The following is a 4,474-nucleotide window of genomic DNA, read 5'->3' as shown; positions in this document are numbered from 1 at the left end:
ACTGCCCGCCGCGACTTGCCCTCGGCAATGCCGCGAACAAGTCGAAGCCTCAAATCCTGCGAAACCGCTTTGCCCATCGTGCACCTCCGCATCCATAGGAATCAGACTTCGGTCGAAAAGGGAATCCCAACGATTCACCCTATTCGCCCGACGCTCTAGGCTAAGGTAACGGCATGGATCGCAGGGTCTCCGCGACGGAGCTTCGCTCCTGCTTCGCCCAGGGATAACGAAGTTGGGAAGGTTTCAACCAATCGCGAACGTTTCAAGATGCCCCGATCCGGTGCGGGCCACCGGGCGTTCATGCCCTCGGATGAGCCGATTCGTAGATTTCGAGCAGCCTTGCGGTGTCGACGCCGGTATAGATCTGCGTCGTCGACAGGCTGGCGTGGCCGAGCAGTTCCTGGATGGTGCGCAGATCGCCGCCACGGCCGAGCAGATGCGTGGCGAAGGAATGGCGCAGCGCGTGCGGCGTTGCGGTGTCGGGCAGGTTGAGCGCCGAGCGCAGTTTCGCCATTTCGCGCTGGACGATGGCCGGGTTGAGCGGGCCGCCTCGCGCGCCGCGAAACAACAGCCCCTTCGGATCGAGATGGTAAGGGCAGAGCCGGCGGTATTCGGCGATGGCTTTGAGCGCGACCGGCAGCACCGGCACCAGCCGCGTCTTGCCGCCCTTGCCGGTGATGCGCAGCACGGTGTCGGCCTCCGAGGCCAGATCGGCGCCGGCGAGGCCGAGTGCTTCGGAAATGCGCAGGCCGGAGCCGTAGAGCAGCGTCAGCACGGCAGCATTGCGAGCGGCGATCCAGGGTTCCTCCGCCAGTTGGCCTTCCACCGACACGACATGTTTGGCGTCGCTCACCGTCAGCGGTTTTGGCAGGGATTTGGGCTGGCGCGGCGCGCGCAATGCGGCGGCACCCGCCGCATTGGCGAGGCCACGGCGTTCGAGGAAACGCAGCAGCGAGCGGATGCCGGCCAGCCCGCGGCCGAGGGTGCGGGCGCCGGCGCCGGCGTTGCGGCGGGCGGCGAGGAAACCTCGCAGGTCGGCCGGGCGCAGATCGGCGATATCCGAAATGCCGGGTGGCCCGCCGAGATGGCCGGTGAGGAAATGCAGGAACTGCCTGACGTCGCGCTCATAAGCTTCGACGGTTTCCGGCGACAGCCGGCGCTCGCGCGCCAGCATCTTCAGCCAGCTTTCGCGCGCCGCCTGGAGATCGGGTTTCGCCGGGATGAGAAATTCCTGCATGGCGCCTGTTCCGGTTCGCGGTCATTTTCGGGCAGCCTGGTTAGGAAGCGGTGAAGAGCCCGTCATTGAAATGCAGGCCCGGCGGGGCTAGGAGATTGGCTGGAACGAGACTGGTGAGCCTCTTCTGAATTGCCGGGTATTTTGGCCACCGTAACGGAATGGATCCTCGGGTCTGCGCAGCCGCTCCGCGCCTGCTTCGGCCGTGGATGACGAAGGTAAGACCGCGCCATGAGCAAACCGCAAAACCCTGTCCAGATGGCCGTCATCGGCGCCGCTCACGGCATCAAGGGTGAGCTTAGGGTGAAGACCTTCACCGGGGAGCCGATGGCGCTGGCCGACTATGGGCCGCTCTATGCCAGGGATGGCCGTGCCTTCCAGATAACAGACATAAGGCCGGCCAACACCGTCGTCGTGGTGCGCTTCAAGGGCGTCAATGACCGCAACGCCGCCGAGGCGCTTGCCGGCACGGAGCTGTTCGTCGACCGCTCGATGCTGCCCGACGACGGCGAGGAGGACGAATTCTACCATGCCGACCTGATCGGACTGGAAATCCGGGATGATACGGGTGCGGCCATCGGCAAGGTGGTCGCGGTGCACAATTTCGGTGGCGGCGACATCCTCGATGTGACGCTCTCCGGCCGCAAGGGCGTGCTGATCCCGTTCACGCAGGCAGCCGTGCCGCAGGTGTCGATCGCCGAGGGTTTTGTCCGCGTCGACCCGGTGGCGGCCGGACTGGTCGAGGACGAGGACGGCGACGCCCCGCGCGAGGAAGGCTTCGACCCGAAGGGCAGGCCCCGCAGACCGCGCGATGCCGGGGGCAACCGGTGAGTTTTGCCGCCTCGGTCCTGACGCTCTATCCCGAGATGTTTCCGGGCGCGCTCGGCCTGTCGCTGGCCGGTCGGGCGCTGGAGGCTGGAACATGGTCGCTGGACGCGATCCAGATCCGCGACTTCGCCACCGACAGGCACCGCACCGTCGACGACACGCCGGCCGGCGGCGGCGCCGGCATGGTGATGCGCGCCGATGTACTGGCCAGGGCGATCGACCATGCCTCGCCGGAGGGTGATTTGCGTCCGCGCCTGCTGATGAGCCCGCGCGGCAAGCCGCTGACGCAGGCGCGTGTGCGCGAGTTCGCCGCCGGGCCGGGCGCCGTTATCGTCTGCGGCCGTTTCGAAGGCGTCGACCAGCGGTTGATCGAGGCGCGGGCATTGGAAGAAATATCGGTCGGCGATTTCATCCTGTCGGGCGGCGAGCCGGCGGCGCTCGTGCTGCTAGATGCCGTGGTGCGGCTGTTGCCTGGCGTGATGGGCAACGCGGTGTCGGGCGAGGAGGAAAGCTTCGAGAACGGCCTGCTCGAACATCCGCACTACACGCGCCCGCAGGACTTCGAGGGCCGCCAGATTCCCGAAGTGCTGATTTCGGGCAATCACAAGAAGATCGCGGCCTGGCGGCGGGAACAGTCCGAGAGGCTGACGAAGGAGAGGCGGTCCGACCTGCTTGCCGCTCAGCCCTTGCCGAAATAGTAAAAAGCGAGAAACAGGCCGACGGCGATGACGAAGCCGCGTACCACGTTCTGCGGCACGCGTTTGGCGATCCACACACCGGCATAACCGCCAAGCGCGCCGCCCGGAATCATGACGATCGCCTGCGGCCAGGCGACGACGCCGCCCGAGACGAAGACGACGATGGCGACGGCCGCGATGACGATGGCCAGCATGTTCTTCAGCGCGTTCAGCCGGTGATAGTCGCCGGCTTGCGTCAGCCCCAGCGTCGCCAGCATCATCACGCCCATGCCGGCTCCGAAGAAGCCGCCATAGGTGGCGGTGGCGAATTGCGCGAGCGAACCGGCGAATGAGCCTACCGACGCTTCATGGCCGGGTTTCGGCGCCGGCTTCAGCCAAGGTCCGGCGGCGAACAGCGCCGTTGCGCCCAGAAGCAGCCACGGCACCAGGACGCGAAACGACGGATTGTCAAGCGCCAGCAGGATCAGCGCGCCGGCCAGCGCGCCGACCGCCGATATCAGGCACAGCAGCAGGGCGCCGCGCCAGAAATGCCGGATGTCGTCCCAATAGGCCAGCGTCGAGGTGACGTAGCCTGGAAATTGCGTGACCGAGGAGGTCGCGTTGGCGACGATCGGCGGCAGGCCGACCAACGTCATGGCGCCAAAGGTGATGAAGGTGCCGCCGCCGGCGACCGCATTGGCGGCGCCTGACAGAAAGCCCGCGAGGAAGAGAAGGATGGCGTCGAAGAGAGACATGGTGCGGCCGCTTGGAATTGTGCTACCGCTGCTTAGAAAGCTTGTGGAACGTATACAACCCGGCACGGCGCGATTACGATGATGCCATGCCGGCGAAAAATACACCGTTCGGGCGTGACAAAGCGCCGAAATAGCTGTATGTGCCCGCCCGTACTGGCTGGAAAACCCGCCGGACCCGTCAACAATGACGGTGTAGTCGCCCCTGTCCGATGTCTCGGAGACAAATGTCTCAGGGACAAAGGACATAGCCGAGCGGTCGATGGGACTGCAAGGCGAGTGTCGGACGCTCTGACTGTCGGAAGAACAAGAAGTGGATTTTTAAGATGGAACTCATCCGTCAGCTCGAGGCCGAGCAGGCCGCCAAGATCGAAGCCAAGCGCAAGCTTCCCGAATTCCAGCCCGGCGACACCGTGCGCGTCCAGGTCCGCGTGACTGAAGGCACCCGCACCCGCGTCCAGGCCTATGAGGGGGTGGTCATCGCCCGCTCCGGCGCCGGCTTCCAGGAAAATTTCACCGTCCGCAAGATCTCCTATGGTGAAGGCGTCGAGCGCGTGTTCCCGGTCTACTCGCCGATGGTCGAAGGCGTCGAGATCGTGCGTCGCGGCAAGGTGCGCCGCGCCAAGCTCTATTACCTGCGCGATCGTCGCGGCAAGTCGGCCCGTATCTCGGAAAACACCGGCGTGCGCGCCCGCAAGCTCAATGACGAAGAGCGCGATGCGCTGAACGCCGAGAAGGCCCGCATCGAGGCCGAGAAGGTCGCCGCTGCCCAGGCGCTGGCCGCCGAGACGGCCGCCAAGGAAGCCGCCGAGAAGAAGGCAGCCGACGAGGCAGCCAAGGCCGCGGAAGCGACCCCCGCCGAATAAGTTTTGACGACGATGTTTTCAAAAAGGCGGCTTCGGCCGCCTCAGACTGCTGACAAACCCCTGGCATTTGCCGGGGGTTTTTGATTCACTGGGTCATGTTGAAGCGACCCGCCCCTG

The 4,474-nt window shown here is 65.5% G+C and carries 5 protein-coding genes; 3 read left to right on the top strand and 2 right to left on the bottom strand.

Features of this window, described 5'->3' with window-relative positions:
* Positions 1 to 298: 298 nt before the first annotated feature.
* Positions 299 to 1,237, bottom strand: coding sequence for a tyrosine recombinase XerC (locus FJ548_RS29625; RefSeq protein WP_140779783.1), 939 nt, complete (start codon positions 1,235 to 1,237; stop codon positions 299 to 301).
* A 228-nt stretch (positions 1,238 to 1,465) separates the two neighbouring features.
* On the opposite strand from FJ548_RS29625, the gene rimM reads away from it, so the two are divergent.
* On the top strand, positions 1,466 to 2,065 hold the full coding sequence (rimM, locus tag FJ548_RS29620) for a ribosome maturation factor RimM (RefSeq protein ID WP_140779781.1): 600 nt from the start codon (positions 1,466 to 1,468) through the stop codon (positions 2,063 to 2,065).
* Positions 2,062 to 2,760 (top strand): tRNA (guanosine(37)-N1)-methyltransferase TrmD, encoded by a 699-nt coding sequence (trmD, locus tag FJ548_RS29615; RefSeq protein WP_140779779.1) that lies wholly within the window; start codon positions 2,062 to 2,064, stop codon positions 2,758 to 2,760. The genes rimM and trmD overlap by 4 nt, the downstream gene beginning before the upstream one ends.
* Here trmD and FJ548_RS29610 read toward each other — a convergent pair.
* The gene (locus FJ548_RS29610; RefSeq protein ID WP_140779777.1) at positions 2,742 to 3,494 is read right to left on the bottom strand and encodes a sulfite exporter TauE/SafE family protein; all 753 of its coding nucleotides are present in this window, start codon (positions 3,492 to 3,494) and stop codon (positions 2,742 to 2,744) included. The two genes, trmD and FJ548_RS29610, sit on opposite strands and share 19 nt — an antisense overlap.
* Positions 3,495 to 3,817: 323 nt before the next feature.
* Between FJ548_RS29610 and rplS the strand changes: the two genes are divergently transcribed.
* Positions 3,818 to 4,357 carry a 50S ribosomal protein L19 gene (gene rplS, locus FJ548_RS29605; RefSeq protein WP_140779776.1) on the top strand — a complete coding sequence of 180 codons (540 nt, stop codon included), beginning with the start codon at positions 3,818 to 3,820 and terminating at the stop codon, positions 4,355 to 4,357.
* Positions 4,358 to 4,474: the final 117 nt, after the last annotated feature.

This window comes from Mesorhizobium sp. B2-4-17 (genome assembly GCF_006441275.1).
Lineage (GTDB): Bacteria > Pseudomonadota > Alphaproteobacteria > Rhizobiales > Rhizobiaceae > Mesorhizobium.
The sequence above is the reverse complement of the archived record's forward strand: the minus strand, read 5'-3'. Positions and strand labels throughout refer to the sequence as shown.

What these genes read in the sequence shown, in the direction of transcription:
- FJ548_RS29625 (WP_140779783.1), bottom strand. Translation starts at nt 1,237, where the DNA reads ATGCAGGAATTTCTCATCCCGGCGAAACCCGATCTCCAGGCGGCGCGC.
- rimM (WP_140779781.1), top strand. Translation starts at nt 1,466, where the DNA reads ATGAGCAAACCGCAAAACCCTGTCCAGATGGCCGTCATCGGCGCCGCT.
- FJ548_RS29610 (WP_140779777.1), bottom strand. Translation starts at nt 3,494, where the DNA reads ATGTCTCTCTTCGACGCCATCCTTCTCTTCCTCGCGGGCTTTCTGTCA.
- rplS (WP_140779776.1), top strand. Translation starts at nt 3,818, where the DNA reads ATGGAACTCATCCGTCAGCTCGAGGCCGAGCAGGCCGCCAAGATCGAA.